This is a genomic window from Streptomyces sp. NBC_00654 (assembly GCF_026341775.1).
In the GTDB taxonomy this organism is placed as follows: domain Bacteria; phylum Actinomycetota; class Actinomycetes; order Streptomycetales; family Streptomycetaceae; genus Streptomyces.
Genome location: NZ_JAPEOB010000004.1, coordinates 173571 through 187413 on the forward strand (window position 1 = coordinate 173571; position 13843 = coordinate 187413).

Below are 13843 nucleotides of genomic sequence, written 5' to 3' on the forward strand. Positions count from 1 at the left end.
GCCCCTTCGGCATCACCTCCCGCTGATCAGCCGGCGCTGCCCCGCACCGCGTTCTCCAGCTGCGCCCCGGTGTAGACCTCCATACCGGTGAAGTACTCCACGCGCAGGCTCTGCGGGCTGCGGACCCCGTTCTCGTCCCGGTCCTTCTCATAGGTGTCCAGCAGCTGCTGGGCCTCCTCGGTCGCCTGCGCGAAGCGCTCGACCGGGTCCACGCCGTCCAGCAGCACGTCTCCCATCGCCCGCGTCATCACGTCCTGGGCCCCGGCGAAGTCGCCGAACAGCGCGCCGCGGCACGGCGGGACACCCTCGCCCTCGCCCTCCGCGTAGGTGTTGAGCTGCGCGCTCGCCAGACCGTGGAAGGGGTTCTCCTCGAACCAGCCCTCGCTCTCCAGCAGCCGGTAGGAGGAGCGGGTGACCGGCACGAAGCTGCTCGCGACATGACGGTCGGCGGCGTTGCGCGGACTGTTCATGAACTGCATGAACGCCAGCGCGCCGTCCTGCGTCACCTCGTCCAGGCCGTTGGCCAGCCACAGCGACGTACCGGCGATGATGTTCCCGCCGTACGGCTGACCGTCGGGTCCCGGGCAGCGGCCGACCGCCATCTCGAAGCCCGAGTTCTGCGCGGCCTGCGCCATGTAGTTCAGGTCGTTGGAGGACGTGATGCGCAGCGCGACGTCCTGGTCCGCGAAGGCCTTCATATTGCCCTCCCAGTCCGGGATCTTGCCGGTGTAGAGGTAGTGCCCGTCGCTGTGCAGCCGCTGCCACCACTGCACCCAGCCGAGCATCTCCGGCGAGGAGAGGTCCAGCCGGCCGGCCCGGCCGGAGCGGCCGTTGTCGTTGTCGGCCAGCTGCCCGCCCTGGACGGCCAGCGCCTGCTGGAAGAACAGACCGTGGTTCGACCAGGTCACCCCGTGCGACGGCCCGTTCTCCAGGGCGGCCACCGCCTCGCACGCGGTCTCGATCTCCCCCCAGGTCCGCGGCAGCTCGTCCACACCGGCGGCCCGCAGAAGGTCCTTGTTGCCGTAGATCAGCATGGCCGTCACCACGGCCGGCATCGAGGTCAGGTCGCCGTCGACCGAGTAGTACTCCCGCACGGCCGGCAGGATGTCGCCGAGGACGACGGGCTCGCCGAGGATCTCGGTGCGCCCGGCGACGGCCTTCTCCACCGAGGTGAACAGCGGCCTGCCGTCGCGGGTCCGTGAGTCGCGGGCCGCCTGGGTGACGGCGAAGTAGTACTCGGCGACCGCCGGCGGACGGCCCTGCTCGGCCGCCTCCGCTATCTCCTCGGAGAGCGTGCGGAAGTCACGCCCCTCCAGGTTGATCCGGTACTCGGGGTGCGCCTTCTCGAACGCGGCGGCCAGCCCGTGCAGCCGGTCCATGTAGCCGGGGAACGTCAGGTCGGCCACCCAGACGTCGATCACGGTTGCGGCGGTCATGAGATACCTCTTTCTGCTCTTCGGTGGCGAACGGATCAGACGGCGGCGACAGCGGCGGCCCGGACCAGGGTCCGGGCGAACGTCCGGACGTCCCCGGCCAGTTCGGCGGGCTTCTCCAGTGCCGCGAAGTGACCGCCCCGCTCGAATTCCGTCCAGTGGGTGAGGGTGGGGATGTCACGGTCGGCGAAGCGGCGGATCGGTACGAAGATGTCGTCGGGGAAGACCGCCACTCCCACCGGAACGGTGAGCGGCGGCGGCACGGCCCCGCCCGCCGCGGCGCGCACCGCCTCGGCCCCCTCGTAGTAGTACTGGGCGGACGAACCGGCCGTCGCCGTCAGCCAGTAGACCGACACGATGGTCAGCAGACGGTCGCGGTCGACGGCCTCCTCCGGCAGCCGTTCGGCCCCGGTCCAGTCCAGGAACTTCTCCGCGATCCAGGCCAGCTGGCCCACGGGGGAGTCCGTCAGCGCGTACGCCAGCGTCTGCGGACGGGTCTGCTGGACCTTCATGTAGCCCGACAGCTCGGCGTCGAAGCGGGAGAGCTTGCCCAGCCGGGCCAGGTCCCGCTCGGCCAGTCCCTCGAACTCCGCGGGGTCGCCGGAGGGGAACGTCATCAGCATGTTCACATGCACCCCGAGCACATGCCCGGGGTCGGTGCGGCCGAGCTCCAGCGAGATCACCGCCCCCGCGTCACCGCCCTGGGCGATGTAGCGGTCGTATCCGAGCCGGGCCATCAGCTCCGCCCAGGCCCGCGCGATACGGGCGGTGTCCCAGCCCTTCTCCGGCAGGGGGGTGGAGAACCCGTACCCCGGTATGGACGGGATGACGAGATGGAAGGCGTCCGCCGGGTCACCGCCGTGCGCACGCGGGTCGGACAGCGGGCCGATCACATCCAGGAACTCGACGACGGAACCGGGCCAGCCATGGGTCAGGAGCAGCGGGGTGGCGTCCGGCTCGGGCGAGCGGACATGCAGAAAGTGCACCGGGGCCCCGTCGATCTCCTCGACGAACTGCGGATACCGGTTCAGCTCGGCCTCGGCGGCACGCCAGTCGAAGGAGGTGCGCCAGTACTCCGCGAGTTCCTTCAGATACTCCAGCGGCACCCCGCGGTCCCAGCCGACGCCGGGCAGCTCGTCCGGCCAGCGGGTGGACCCGAGGCGGGTACGCAGGTCGTCGATCTGGTCCTGCGGGATGTCGATACGGAAGGGACGCATAGAGCACTCCGTGATGTCCGGGCCGGAAGGTGTCGTCGAAGGAGGATGGAGGGCTCACTGACAACCGGATCGGACCCGGCTGAACCTGGCGCGCCCGGCTGTATCGTGCGCCGCCGCCGAATCCGCCCGCATCTCGCGAATTGCTCCATGAGCCGTACGCGTAACCGCAGTTCAGAAGATGCGAGCGGCCTCCGCCGACTGGCAGCATCACCGTCCGGGTGACCGGCCCGGCGCGCTCGGCCGTGTCCCGCGCGGCGCAGGCCCTGCCGCACCGATCCCGAGAGGACGCGTAGATGAACTTCCCCACCGCTCACGCCGCAGCCGGTCTGGTCGACGCCTTCGCCGACGCGGCCCCGGAGGCCCGCGAGGCAAAGTTCCGCGCTCTGGTGGACGGCCTCTGGCACGAGGGCGGCCTCTCGCCCGCCGCGCTCACGGCGGTGCCGTCGCTGGTGGCCGCACTCGAACGGGAGGGCCATGACGGCCGCGGCCATCTGGCGATCCTGCTCGGACTGCTCGCCGAGGCCGAGTACCCGGCGCCCGGCCCGGTCACCGAGGAGGTCCGCTCGCACCTCGGCAGCTATCTGGACCTGGTGCGCACGGACGGCATCGGTACGCCGCTCACCCTCGCCCTGCTCTATCTCCTCGCGCACTTCCCGGCCGACCGGGACACGATCCTCGCCGCCACGCTGGACCTCGGCCTGGAGCCCGAGGACCTGTCCCGGCTGAACCGCGCCCTGAGCGAACTGGACCCCGAGCGGCCCGACCTCGGCCGGGTGTGGCCCTCCCCGTCGGCCTGGACCCTCAACGAGGACGAGCGGGCCTTCGACGCGAGCTGGATCAAGGCACTGAGCCGCGAACAGATCCTGACGGCCTGGGAGAACGACACCCGCACGGTCCTCGGCTGCGTCGGCGCCCGCGCCTACTGGGCGGTCCTCAACGGCGACCCGCAGGACGCCCCCGCGGCCACCGTCCCGGACCGGGCCCACGCCAGCGCCCCGGCCGCCGACACCTCCCTCTTCGCACCGCACACCGCCGCGCTGCGCTGCCCGGACTGCCACGGCACCCTGGAGCCCGGCGAGGACTTCCTGAACTGCACCGGCTGCGCGGCCCGTTACCCCGCCGCGAACGGCATCCTCGACCTGACCGCGCCCGCCGCGGGTGACGGCGCCGTCGACGACTTCCTGGAGAAGCTCTCCCAGGTGCCGAGCATGGGGCTGTTCTACGAGGCGGTGGCCCGGCCCTCCTTCCTGCGCGTCTCCGGATCCAACTGGGGCGGCCAGGTGACACCGGCCGACGAGGACCGCTACATCGCCACGCACGTACGGCCGGTCGAGGGCCCCGTGGTCGACCTCGCCGCCGGTGCCGGACGCTGGACCGCCGTCGTCGCCGAGACCGTGGGCGCCGCCCGGCTGGTCGCCGTCGACAGCTCGCTGCCCATGCTCAACGTGCTGCGCGGCCGGCTTCCCGACGTCCCCTCGGTCCTGGCCGGAGCCTGTGACCTGCCCTTCGCGGACGCGTCGGTCGGCGCGGTCGTCTGCTGGAACGCCCTCCAGGCCTTCTACCACGAGGCCGAGGCGGCGATCACCGAGGTCGGCCGGATCCTCCGGCCCGGCGGCACCTTCACGGTGCTGACGTTCCGCCGCTCCGAGGACCCGGTCTACAGCTACTTCCAGTCGGCCCACCGCTTCCCCCAGCACGACGGAGGACTCCAGCTGTTCGACCCCGAGGACCTCCGGCGCTGGTTCGCCGCCGCGGGCCTGACCGTGCGCGAGGAGAGCGGACCGGGCACGTTCGTCTTCCTGACCGCCGTCCGCGACGACCGTACGGAGACCCGTTCATGAGCGCGGCCGAGGTACGGGACGACACACTCGCCGAACCGGGCACCCCCCGGTACGAGGAGGCCGCCCGGGTCTTCAACCTGGCCGCCCCCGCCCGCCCGGCCGCGGCCGTCACCGCGTGCGGGCCGGCCGAGGTACGGGCCGCGGTGCTCGCGGCCACCCGCCGGGGGCTGTCCGTCCGGGTGCACACCTCCGGGCACGCCTCCGGTGCCGTACGTCCGGTCGACGGCTCCGCGCTGATCCGCACCGCCCCGTCCGGCAAGGTCGAGATCGACGCGGCCCGGCGGACCGCCAGGATTCCGGCGGGCGCGCGCTGGGGCGACGTCGTCGAGGCGGCGGCGCCGCACGGGCTCGCGGCGGCACACGGATCCGCGGCCGATGTCGGCGTGGTCGGCTATCTGCTCGGTGGGGGAGTCAGCTTCTACGGCCGCCGCACCGGGCTGGCCGCGAACACGGTGCGGGCGGTCGAACTCGTCGCCGCCGACGGCGAGAGCGTCCGCGCCGACGCCACCACCGAACCCGAACTGTTCTGGGCACTGCGCGGAGGCGGCGGCGGCTTCGGTGTCGTCACCGCCGTCGAGGTCTCCCTCTTCCCGGTGGCACGGGTCGTCACCGGCGCGACGTACTGGCCGGCCGCCGACGCCGCACCTCTCCTGGCCGCCTGGCGCGCCTGGACGAAGGACGCGCCGCGCGAGGCGACCACCTCCCTGCGCCTGATGAACCTGCCCCCGGTCCCCGGTGTCCCGCCGCAACTCGCCGCCGGACCCGTGCTCTGCGTGGACGGCGCCGTCCACGCGCCGACGGAACAGGACATCCCGGCGGCCCAGCGGCACGCGGACGAACTCCTCGGAGCACTGCGGGAGATCGCGCCCGCGCTGCTCGACACCTGGGCGCTCACCGGCCCGGCCGGGGTGCTCGACGCGCACATGGATCCGGCCGACCCGGTCCCCTTCATCGGTGACCACCTCCTGCTGCGGGAGTTCGGCGACGACGGGGCCGAGGCGTTCCTGGGCGCCGTGGGAGCGGGCTCCGGCTCGCCGCTGGCCGTCGCCACGCTCCGGCAGCTCGGCGGCGCCTTCGCCGAGGAGGATCCGGCGGGCGGCGTCCTGAACCAGGTGGACGCGGCGTACGCCTACATGGGATCGGGCCCCCCGTTCGGCCCGGTGACCGTGGAGGCCCTGGAGCGGCACTGCGCGACGGTGCGCGCGGCTCTCGCGCCCTGGGACACCGGCCGTACGGTGCCCTCCCTCGTGGAGGGGTTCACCCGGCCGCAGCGCCACCTCACCGATGACCGGGCGGCGGACGTCGACCGGATCCGCCGCCGGTACGACCCGCGCGGCGTCTTCGCGGACGACGTCTCCGCCGGAGCGGCATCGCTCTGACACCCGAGCGTGTGTGGGCCCCCGGGGCACGTCCGGGGGCCCACACACACGCGCGCGCCCGGGACACGGGCCCCGTGCACGGCAGATGGCCCCCGTCCCGCGACGGGGGCCATCTGCGGATGGTTCAGGGACGGTACGGGGCCGTCACACCTTCAGCGACGTGTCCGTGGTGCCCGGTGCGTCCGGCGTACCGGCGGGGTCCACCGGAGCGTCGGCGGATGCCGCGGTCTCCTCCGCGGACTCCTCGGAGGCTTCCGCCCCTTCCGGCGGGCCCTCGGCACCGACCGGCGGCACATCGCGAAGCAGGAGGACGAAGAACACGCCGGCGATCCCGATCAGGATGGCGCTGACCGCGGCGACGGTGTGCAGGCCCCCGGTGAACGCGACCCGGGCGGCGTCCATCAGCATGTTGCCCACCTGCTCGGGCAGGCTGTCCGCGGCGGCGGACGCCCCGGCGACACTGTCCCGGGCGGCCTCCGCGGCACCGGAGGGCACTGCCCCCGGCACGGAGTCGGCGATGTCGGACCGGTAGATGGCCAGGCCCAGGGTGCCCAGGGTCGCCACGCCCAGCGCCGCCCCGAACTCGTTGCTCATCTGGGACAGGGCGCCGGCCGAACCGGCCTTCTCCGGCGGAACGGTCCCGACCACCATGTTGGTCCCCAGCGCCACGATCGGAGCGCCGCAGAAGGAGAACACGGCGAAGCCCACGATCAGAACGGCCGTGCCCGACTCCGGGTTGAGCTGGGAGAAGGTCAGCAGCACGGCGACCACACCGGCGATGCCCGCGCCGATGACGTACGCGGGGCGCACCTTGCGGGCGATGATCGGGCACACCATGAAGGAGACGGTGGCCGCGGCCATGCCGGGCAGCAGCCCGAGACCCGCCTCGAACGGCGACATCCGCTGCGCCGACTGGAAGTACTGGGTCATGAACAGCATGATCGTGCCGCCGATGAGGCTGTAGGCGAGCAGGGCCAGCAGCGCGGCGGTGAAGCGGCCGTGCGCGAACAGACCCACGTCCAGCAGCGGGCTCGACAGACGGCGCTGGCGCTGCACGAACAGCACACCCAGCACCAGGCCGACGACAAGGACGACGACGGGCAGGGCCTCCCAGCCGTTGCGGGCGAGTTCCTTGATGCCGTAGATGACCGGGATGGTGGCGCCGACGTTCAGCAGGACGCTCGGGAGGTCGATTCCGCCCGCCTCGCCGCTCTTGAACTCCGGCAGGACGCGCGGCCCCACGATCAGCAGCAGGACCATCACCGGCACACCGATGAGGAAGAGGGAACCCCACCAGAAGTACTCGAGCATGACGCCGCCGAGCAGCGGGCCGATGATGGCGCCCAGGGTGAAGCAGCCGGCCCAGAGGCTGATGGCGACCGTCCGCTGTTTGGCGTCCTGGAACATCGTGGTGATGAGGGAGAGGGTGGACGGCGTCAGGCTCGCACCGGCGATGCCGAGCAGGACACGGGCGGCGATCAGCATGCCGGGACTGGTGGCGAACGCGGCGGCCAGTGAGGCCGCGCCGAAGGCCGCCGCACCGATCAGCAGCAGCTTGCGACGGCCGATGCGGTCACCGAGCGTTCCCATCGTGACGAGGAATCCGGCGACCATGAAGCCGTAGATGTCCATGATCCACAGCTGCTGGGTGGAGTCGGCACCGAGATCCGCGCTCAGATGCGGCAGCGCCAGAAGGAGAACGAACACGTCGAGGGCCACAAGAAGGGTGGGGAGGGCGAGAATGCCCAGCCCGATCCACTCCTTCCGCCCTGCCTTGGGAGCACTGCCTGCAGTCATGCCTACTACTTTCCGTCGTCATGAAGGGATGGTGGTGGAGCCTGGTGCCCCGCTCGGATACGGGCAGGCTTTCGCTGACCGGCACCGTCTGTGTCGTCGGACTTACCCCACAGGGTCCTCCGCGCCGTGACCCGGCGCATCTCACGGCGTGCTGTTCCCGGGCGACTTGACCAAGTCCGCTTGCGGATACCGGAACACGAGGGATGTGATGACTCCCGAAGCCCCCATACGACAGGAGGCAGGGACATGGTGAAACGGCTTTTCACCTCGGAATCCGTCACCGAGGGTCACCCCGGCGCCGCCTGTGCCGGGAACCGCACGGCACGGGCGATGACGACGTGAGGTACTACCACCTGACCGGCTTCTCGGGCGTGGACGCGTTGCGGCTGGACGAGCGCCGGGTGCCCGTGCCGGGGCCGCGCGAGGTCCTTGTCCGGATGAGGGCCTGGTCGTTGAACCACCGGGACCTCATGATCGCCGACGGCCGGTACGGGCGGGGGATGAAGCCGGACGTGGTGCCGCTCTCCGACGGCGCGGGGGAAGTGGTGGACGCCGGCTCCGAGGTGACGCGCTGGAAGCCCGGGGACCGGGTCACCAGCGTCTTTCTGCCCCGGTGGATCTCCGGCCCGGCCGACGCGGCCAGGACGGCCGGTGCGCTGGGCGGTCCGGTCGACGGCGTGCTCGCCGAGTACGTGGCGTTCGACCAGGACGCGCTGGTGGCCACGCCGTCGCACCTGGAGGACGCCGAGGCGTGCACCCTTCCCTGTGCCGCCGTCACGGCGTGGCACGCCCTGGTGGTGTACGGCGGAATCGTCCCCGGTCAGTCCGTCCTGACCCTGGGCAGCGGCGGAGTCTCCGTCTTCGCGCTGCAGTTCGCCGTGCTGGCCGGTGCCGAGGTGACGGTCACCTCCAGCAGCGACGCCAAACTGGAGCGGCTGCTGGCGATGGGCGCGGTGGCCGGTGTCAACTACTCCCGGACCCCGGAGTGGGGCAAGCACATCCAGCGGATGACGAACGGCGGCGTCGACCACGTCGTGGAGGTCGGCGGCCCGGGCACGCTGCCGCAGTCGGTCAGGGCCGTGCGGGCGGGTGGGCGGGTGAGCGTGATCGGTGTACTGAGCCAGGGGCCCGGCATCGATCCCGTACAGCTGCTGCGCAGGGCGGTGACGGTCCAGGGGATGCAGGTGGGGAGCAGAGAGACGTTCGAGGCGATGAACCGTGCGGTCGAGCTGCACCGGATCCGTCCTGTCATCGATCATGCGTTTGCGTTCTCCGATGCCGGGGCGGCCTACCGGCGTCTTGAGTCCGGTGGCCACTTCGGCAAGGTGGTCATCGCGGCCGACTGACGGCCGCGGGCCCCGGCGGCCCGCCGGGAGCCCGACGGGTGACCTCCGGTCGGAAGGTCACCCGTCGGGCTCTCCGGGGCGCCGGGCCGGGCGCCGCCCGGTCGGCGGTCCGTCAGGCGGACTGCGCCAGCAGCTCGGTCAGCCGGTCGAAGCTGCTGTTCAGGCCGGCCACGGCCTCGGGGGTGCGGAACTGCGCGGAGACGTTGGTCTGGTGGACGACCAGTTCGGTCCGGCCGTCGACGTCCGAGAAGGTCATGGTCGAGACCAGGCCCGTGGCGTTCACGGTGAAGGCGATCTTCTCCGGCTCGACGACATCGAGGTAGGTGGCGCTCATCGGGTACTCGGTGCCATCGGCGTCGGCCACCATGACCGTCTCGAAGGCGCCGCCCGGACGGGCGTCGATCGTGATCCTGTCCACCGGGAGCGAGGTGCCGACCGGGCTCCAGAAGCGGGACAGCTGCTCGGGCTCGATGAACGCCTTGAAGACCTGCTCCCGGGGCGCGTTGAACACGCGGGTGACGGTGAGTTCTCCGAGGTCTGTGCCGGCCGTGCTCGGAAGTGTCATGTTTCTGTCTCTTTCTGCTTTCGTTGGGTTTCCTGCAGGTGCTGGTCGAGGCGGTCGAACCTCGACTGCCAGACCTGTGCCTGGCTCTCGATCCATTCCGCGGCGGCGTCCAGCGGTGCCACCTCGAGTCGGCAGGGCCGCCACTGCGCGTCGCGGCCCCGCGTGATCAGTCCGGCCCGCTCAAGGACCTTGAGATGCTTGGAGACCGCCTGAAGACTGATCGTGAATGGTTCGGCCAGCTCATTGACCGTTGCTTCCCCAGCGGCGAGGCGGACCAGGATCGCCCGGCGGGTCGGATCCGCCAGGGCGGAGAAGGTGTTGCTGAGCTCGTCACCCGTCATCTCATATTCAACCTACCAATTGATCAACCAGATGGTTTATGATGCCTCTCGAGGCGGTGTGCGTCAAGGACGAAAACCTCCGGTGGGACCGGCACATGACCGCCTGTTCCCCTGATGGGGCGGCCGTCCTCCGCGCTCACTCGATCAGCGGAACCGTGCGCGTCGGGGTCACTCATGGCCCCTGACGCCTGATTCCCGCACCGTGAGGGCGCCGGAAGCACCGGTCCCCGTCGGGGATCCCGTAGCAAGACCCTTCAGGACGTTGTGTCCTGGCAGTTCCCGGACAGCCAGGAAAGTCAAAACCGAGAGGACCATGCGATGTCTGCAACGAACGTGGAAAACCTGGAAGTTCCGGGCGCAACACTGCACTACGAGGTCAGTGGGCAGGGCCCCGTTCTCCTCCTCATCTGTGGCGGACCGACCGACGCCGCGATCTACGGAGGACTCGCCGCGGCTCTCGCCGAGAACTACACCGTCGTGCGGTACGACCCGCGGGGAAACTCGCGGAGCAACCTCACCGGCACGCCCACGGACCAGGAGATCGAGGTCTACAGCGACGACGCCCACCGCCTGCTGGCGGCCCTCGGGGACACCCCCGCGTTCGTCGTCGGAAGCAGCGGCGGCGCACTGGTCGGGCTGGACCTCGCCGCCCGCCACCCCGAGCAGGTGCAGACCCTGATCGCGCACGAGCCGCCGGCGATGGAGCTGCTCACCGACAGCCAGCGGTGGCGTGACCACTTCCAGGACGTGCACGACACCTACCGCAAGGACGGCGTCGGCCCGGCCATGGGCAAGTTCATCGCCGGTGTGGAGGAGCCCGACGGCCCGCAGGCGGGCGCACCGGCACCCCAGGCGGCCCCCCCGGGCCCGGAGATGGGCCCGCCGGACCCGGAGATGATGGAGATGATGGGGCGGATGGCGGCGAACGCCGAGTTCTTCCTCGGCCACGTCATGGTGCCGTTCAGCCGCTTCGTTCCGGACGCCGACGCGCTGAAGGCCGCGTCGACGAGGGTCGTCCTCGCCGCCGGAGAAGCGAGCAAGGGCACGCCGATCCACCAGGCGGGCGTGGTCCTGGCCGACCGTGTCGGATCGGAGATCGTGGACTTCCCCGGCGACCACCAGGGCTTCCTGACGCACAGCCCGCAGTTCGCCGAGCAGGTGCACAAGGTGCTCACCGCGGGTCAGTGATCCCGTTCGGGGCCGTGGTGCCACCGTCCGGGCCGCGCACCGTACGTCTGCGCGCGGCCCGGACGGGGCGACGTGAGGGGACCTCTTCCGCCGCTGCGGAGGAAGGGCCGCTCTCCGCCGAAGCCGCGGCCCCGTGCGGCGACACGCCCGGCCGGCAGGAGCCATCGCACGCTGGAAGATGCGGCACGGCAGGCCTCGACGCGACGATTCGATCAATGACTGGCAAACATGATCGAGTCGGTGCGCCGGGGCGCACCGTGGCCGAGGGGGACGTGTTGGCGGGCAAGGACGAGGCGAGCACCAGGCTCTGGGCCATGGCTCACCTGGCGACCCCGATGGCGATACGTGTCGCGGCAACCCTGCGGGTCGCGGACCACATCGCGGAGAGCCCGAGAACGGCGGCGGAACTGGCCGCACTCGCAGGCGCCGACGCCGGCGCACTCGACCGGGTGCTGAGACACCTCGCCACCAGGGGAGTGCTGGACCGGGACCGGTCCGGCCGCTACGCGCTGACCGCCGTCGGCGAACCGCTCCGCTCGGGTCACCCGGCGGGCCTGCACGCCATGCTGGACATCGAAGGGGCGGTCGGCCGCGCCGAACTCTCCTTCGTCCAGCTGCTGCACAGCGTCCGCACCGGAGAGGCCGCCTTCCCCGTACAGTTCGGGCGCTCGTTCTGGCAGGACCTGGCCGAGGACCCCGCGCGCGGCGCGTCCTTCGACGCCCGGATGGGCGCCGACCTGGCCGCGGCCCGCGGCGACGACATCGTCTCCGGCTACGACTGGGGGTCGCTCGGGCGCGTGGTCGACGTCGGCGGCGGCAACGGTTCGCTGCTGATCGCCCTGCTGAACGGACACCGTGCTCTGCACGGCACGGTCCTCGACCTGCCCGACACCGCGGAGGTGGCGCGCGGGGCACTCGCGGCCGCGGGTCTCGCCGACCGCGGTGACGCCGTATCCGGCAGCTTCTTCGACCCACTGCCGCCGGGCGCCGACGGCTACCTCCTCTCATCGGTCATCCATGACTGGGGCGACCGGGAGGCACGGGCGATCCTGCGCCGCTGCGCCGAGGCCGCGGGCGCCGGGGGGAAGGTCTTCATCGTGGAGCGCATCGGCGCCGACGGTGAGTCACCGGGCACCGGAATGGATCTGCGGATGCTCGCCTACTACGGCGGCAGGGAACGCGGGGCCGCCGAACTCACCGCCCTCGCGGCGGACGCCGGGCTCACCCAGCTCGCGGTGCACCCGGCCGGCATTCTGTCGATCATCGAACTGGCCACGCCCTGAGGTAGCGGCGGCACGCACCCCGATGCCGCGCCCGTCGCACGATCCGGGGTGCGGTCTTGGTGTGGGTCGGCCCTCATGTCCACGCTGAGGAGATACCGATGACCGAGTACGTGATGTCCATGCGGCCGCGTGAGGCGCTGGCGGCACTCGTGAGCCCGGAAGGGCGCCGCGACCCCTATGTCTTCTACGACGCCATCCGGGAACACGGGAACCTGGTGCGGATCAAACCGGGCCTGATGGCCGCCGTCGGGTACGACGAGTGCTCGCGCGCGCTGCGGGAGCCCCGGCTGCTGGTCCAGGACGCCAAGAGCCACGACCTGCTCTATCCCGACTGGCGCTCGCACTCCTCGCTGCGCCGCTTCACCGACTCCGTGCTCTACAGCAACCCGCCGGACCACTCCCGGATGCGACGCGTGATGAGCCGCGCGTTCACCCCGCGGCGGGTGGCCGAGCTCGAACCCGCGATCGTCCGGATGGCCGACCGGCTGCTGGACCGCATGGCGGACCTCGGATCGGACGGCACACCGGTGGAGTTCATGGCCGAGTTCGCCTACCGGCTCCCGGTCGCGGTGATCGGAGAGATGCTCGGGGTCGCCGACGACGACCGGATCTGGTTCCGCGCCGCGGTGGAGGACGTGACCGTCGCCCTGGAGGGCATCAGCCGGGTCTCCCGGCTCGACGCCGCGAACCGGGCGATGGACGAGCTCGCCTCCTACTTCGCCGAGCTGGTCGACCAAAGGCGCCGCCACCCCGCGGACGACCTGGTCAGTGCCCTGGTCACCTCCGCGGACACCGATGGGGAGCGGTTCAGCCACGACGAGCTCGTCGGCAACCTGGTACTGCTGCTGGCCGCCGGATTCGACACGACGACCCATCTGCTCGGCCAGGGCCTCCAGCTGGCCTTCGAGAACCCGGACCAGGCCGCCGGGCTGCGTACACAGCCCGCTCTCGCCTCCGGATACGTCGAGGAGACGCTGCGGTTCGCGGCCCCGGTGCACGCCACCAGCCGCTTCGCCGAATCGGACATGGACGTGCTGGGCACCTTCGTGCCCGAAGGAACCAAGGTGCTCGTTCTGCTGGCCGCCGGCAACCGGGACCCGCTGCGCTACCCATCGCCGCACCGCTTCGTCCCGGACCGGCCGGACAACCAGCCCCTGAGCTTCGGCGCCGGCGCCCACTTCTGCCTGGGGGCACCGCTCGCCCGGGTGGAGGCGCGGATCGCGCTTCCCATGCTGCTCCGCCGCTTCCCGCGCCTCGCGCCCGCGGGCCCCGCGACGTACCGCGACCGGCTGGTCGTCCCGGGCCACGAGCGGCTTCCGGTAGCGGTCGGTTAGAGGCGGTCCCGCGACCTCCGGCGGATCAGCGTGCGGCCCCGGCCCGGTCCGTCGTGTCGTCGTACCTCCGAAGTGCCACCGGACCGGGCGCCTTCCCGCCCGGCACCCAGGTGCCGGGC

At 71.6% G+C, this 13843-nt stretch carries 11 protein-coding genes; 6 read left to right on the plus strand and 5 right to left on the minus strand.

Going from position 1 to position 13843, the window contains the following annotated elements; translation table 11 throughout:
• Positions 1 to 26: 26 nt before the first annotated feature.
• Together OHA98_RS39030 and OHA98_RS39035 are read right to left on the minus strand one after the other, a co-directional pair.
• Positions 27 to 1436 carry an extracellular solute-binding protein gene (locus tag OHA98_RS39030; RefSeq protein ID WP_266932874.1) on the minus strand — a complete coding sequence of 470 codons (1410 nt, stop codon included), beginning with the start codon at positions 1434 to 1436 and terminating at the stop codon, positions 27 to 29.
• Between the two features lie 35 nt (positions 1437 to 1471).
• On the minus strand, positions 1472 to 2650 hold the full coding sequence (locus OHA98_RS39035; RefSeq protein WP_266932875.1) for an epoxide hydrolase family protein: 1179 nt from the start codon (positions 2648 to 2650) through the stop codon (positions 1472 to 1474).
• A gap of 293 nt (positions 2651 to 2943) precedes the next feature.
• Between OHA98_RS39035 and OHA98_RS39040 the strand changes: the two genes are divergently transcribed.
• Complete coding sequence (locus OHA98_RS39040; protein WP_266932877.1) at positions 2944 to 4491, plus strand: class I SAM-dependent methyltransferase; 1548 nt, start codon at positions 2944 to 2946, stop codon at positions 4489 to 4491.
• Positions 4488 to 5870, plus strand: a complete 1383-nt coding sequence (locus tag OHA98_RS39045) for an FAD-binding protein (RefSeq protein WP_266932878.1) — start codon at positions 4488 to 4490, stop codon at positions 5868 to 5870. The genes OHA98_RS39040 and OHA98_RS39045 overlap by 4 nt, the downstream gene beginning before the upstream one ends.
• Before the next feature lie 144 nt (positions 5871 to 6014).
• On the opposite strand, the gene OHA98_RS39050 is transcribed toward OHA98_RS39045, so the two are convergent.
• On the minus strand, positions 6015 to 7667 hold the full coding sequence (locus tag OHA98_RS39050) for an MFS transporter (RefSeq protein WP_266932880.1): 1653 nt from the start codon (positions 7665 to 7667) through the stop codon (positions 6015 to 6017).
• 338 nt (positions 7668 to 8005) lie between these two features.
• Between OHA98_RS39050 and OHA98_RS39055 the strand changes: the two genes are divergently transcribed.
• Entirely contained in the window at positions 8006 to 9013 is a 1008-nt protein-coding gene (locus tag OHA98_RS39055) for an NAD(P)-dependent alcohol dehydrogenase (protein WP_266932882.1), read from the plus strand.
• A gap of 112 nt (positions 9014 to 9125) precedes the next feature.
• Here OHA98_RS39055 and OHA98_RS39060 read toward each other — a convergent pair whose 3' ends face one another.
• Both OHA98_RS39060 and OHA98_RS39065 read right to left on the minus strand, forming a co-directional pair.
• Positions 9126 to 9578 (minus strand): SRPBCC domain-containing protein, encoded by a 453-nt coding sequence (locus OHA98_RS39060; protein WP_266932884.1) that lies wholly within the window; start codon positions 9576 to 9578, stop codon positions 9126 to 9128.
• Positions 9575 to 9919 (minus strand): helix-turn-helix transcriptional regulator, encoded by a 345-nt coding sequence (locus tag OHA98_RS39065; RefSeq protein ID WP_266932886.1) that lies wholly within the window; start codon positions 9917 to 9919, stop codon positions 9575 to 9577. Before OHA98_RS39065 ends, OHA98_RS39060 begins: the two co-directional genes overlap by 4 nt.
• Before the next feature lie 318 nt (positions 9920 to 10237).
• On the opposite strand from OHA98_RS39065, the gene OHA98_RS39070 reads away from it, so the two are divergent.
• From OHA98_RS39070 to OHA98_RS39080, 3 genes are all read left to right on the plus strand, one after another.
• The gene (locus OHA98_RS39070) at positions 10238 to 11107 is read left to right on the plus strand and encodes an alpha/beta fold hydrolase (RefSeq protein ID WP_266932888.1); all 870 of its coding nucleotides are present in this window, start codon (positions 10238 to 10240) and stop codon (positions 11105 to 11107) included.
• A gap of 314 nt (positions 11108 to 11421) precedes the next feature.
• Positions 11422 to 12390: a methyltransferase gene (locus tag OHA98_RS39075; protein WP_266933035.1), complete on the plus strand. Its 969-nt coding sequence runs from the start codon at positions 11422 to 11424 to the stop codon at positions 12388 to 12390.
• A 98-nt stretch (positions 12391 to 12488) separates the two neighbouring features.
• Complete coding sequence (locus OHA98_RS39080; RefSeq protein ID WP_266932889.1) at positions 12489 to 13724, plus strand: cytochrome P450; 1236 nt, start codon at positions 12489 to 12491, stop codon at positions 13722 to 13724.
• The last annotated feature ends 119 nt before the right edge of the window (positions 13725 to 13843 follow it).

Coding starts and splice junctions, on each gene's coding strand:
- OHA98_RS39075 (WP_266933035.1), top strand. CDS start 11,422: ATGGCTCACCTGGCGACCCCGATGGCGATACGTGTCGCGGCAACCCTG.
- OHA98_RS39070 (WP_266932888.1), top strand. CDS start 10,238: ATGTCTGCAACGAACGTGGAAAACCTGGAAGTTCCGGGCGCAACACTG.
- OHA98_RS39040 (WP_266932877.1), top strand. CDS start 2,944: ATGAACTTCCCCACCGCTCACGCCGCAGCCGGTCTGGTCGACGCCTTC.
- OHA98_RS39030 (WP_266932874.1), bottom strand. CDS start 1,436: ATGACCGCCGCAACCGTGATCGACGTCTGGGTGGCCGACCTGACGTTC.
- OHA98_RS39065 (WP_266932886.1), bottom strand. CDS start 9,919: ATGACGGGTGACGAGCTCAGCAACACCTTCTCCGCCCTGGCGGATCCG.
- OHA98_RS39050 (WP_266932880.1), bottom strand. CDS start 7,667: ATGACTGCAGGCAGTGCTCCCAAGGCAGGGCGGAAGGAGTGGATCGGG.
- OHA98_RS39080 (WP_266932889.1), top strand. CDS start 12,489: ATGACCGAGTACGTGATGTCCATGCGGCCGCGTGAGGCGCTGGCGGCA.
- OHA98_RS39060 (WP_266932884.1), bottom strand. CDS start 9,578: ATGACACTTCCGAGCACGGCCGGCACAGACCTCGGAGAACTCACCGTC.
- OHA98_RS39035 (WP_266932875.1), bottom strand. CDS start 2,650: ATGCGTCCCTTCCGTATCGACATCCCGCAGGACCAGATCGACGACCTG.
- OHA98_RS39045 (WP_266932878.1), top strand. CDS start 4,488: ATGAGCGCGGCCGAGGTACGGGACGACACACTCGCCGAACCGGGCACC.